The sequence below is a fragment of the Nocardia carnea NBRC 14403 genome, from assembly GCF_000308515.1.
Taxonomy (GTDB): Bacteria; Actinomycetota; Actinomycetes; order Mycobacteriales; family Mycobacteriaceae; genus Nocardia; species Nocardia carnea.
Genome location: NZ_BAFV01000091.1, coordinates 1 through 1,283, shown reverse-complemented (window position 1 = coordinate 1,283; position 1,283 = coordinate 1). Strand labels below are relative to the sequence as shown.

2 protein-coding genes are annotated in these 1,283 nt (G+C 64.3%); both read left to right on the top strand.

The genetic code is table 11. The features are described from left to right. The first annotated feature begins 65 nt into the window (after positions 1-65). A complete protein-coding gene (locus ON22_RS26645; RefSeq protein WP_033247766.1) occupies positions 66-365 on the top strand; it encodes a transposase in 300 nt (99 codons plus the stop codon). 2 nt (positions 366-367) lie between these two features. Further along, a complete protein-coding gene (locus ON22_RS26640; RefSeq protein WP_033247767.1) occupies positions 368-1,249 on the top strand; it encodes an IS3 family transposase in 882 nt (293 codons plus the stop codon). Positions 1,250-1,283 lie beyond the last annotated feature (34 nt).

Here is a 1,283-nt window from a genome sequence, read left to right as displayed (position 1 = left end):
TGAGGTTCCCCCGCTTCCTTGGAGGGCTCTGAGCATGGTCCGATAGGACCGGGAAGGAGCCCCGCGTGGCAGCACCGAAGAAATACCCGGACGAGCTGAAGGCTCGAGCGGTCCGGCTGTATCTGGAGTCGGACCCGAAACCGACGATCCGCAAACTTGCCCAGCAGTTGGGGGTCCATCACGAGGCGCTGCGGAACTGGATCCGCCAAGCCGACACCGGTCAACGGCCCGAGCCGCAGGCGTCCGATCTGGCCGAGGAGAACAAGCGGCTGCGCAAACAGGTCGCCGAGTTGGAGCGGGTCAACGACATCCTTCGTTCTGCGAGTGCGTATTTCGCCTCGGAGCTCGGCCAGACCCGGAGGTGATCGTGCGGTTCGTCAAGGACAGCGGGCACCCGGTCGAGCTCGTATTGCGGGTCCTCGGCATCGCCTCGTCGACCTATTACTGGTGGTGCAAACGCCTGGAACAGCCCTCGGCGCGGCAGATCGCGGACGAAGCCTTGCTGGCCGAGATCGTCGATATCCATACCAGCTCCGGCGGCACCTATGGCTCTCCCCGCGTGCACGCGATGCTGGCCCGCCGCGGCATCTCGGTCGGCCGCAAACGGGTGGAACGGGTGATGCGTGGCGCCGGGTTGCAGGGCGCTTTCCTGCGGAAACGGTGGCGCATCGCCTCGACACGAACCGATCCACGGGCAGCGCCGGCACCGGACCTGGTCGAACGGGTCTTCACCGCGGACCGGCCCAACCGATTATGGGTGGCCGACGCGACCAGGATCCCGTGCGGACAGGGCGCGTTCTGGCTGGCAGCGGTGCGGGACGCATTCTCCAACCGGATCGTGGGCTGGAAAACCTCGGACCGCTGCGACACCGAGCTGGTGCTGGGTGCACTCGAGTTCGCGGTCTGGAGCCGCGATATCCGTGACGGTGAGTTGATTCATCACAGCGACAGGGGCTCGACCTACACAGCGATTCGTTTCGCTAACCGGTTGGCAGACAACGGGATCGCTCAGTCGATGGGATCGGTCGGCGACAGCTACGACAATGCGTTGATGGAGAACTTCTTCTCCACGTTGAAGACCGAGTTGGTTTATCGCCGGGCCTGGCGGACTCGGGTCGAGGCCGAGAACGCCCTGTTCGCCTATATCGATGGCTGGTACAACAGCCAGCGCATCCAGAAGAAGCTGGGTTGGCGATCGCCGGATGAGTTCGAAGCGAGCTACCATCACCCGGTTCCGGCTGGAACCTGATATCCCCGCCCTCCAACAATGCGGGGGAACCTCA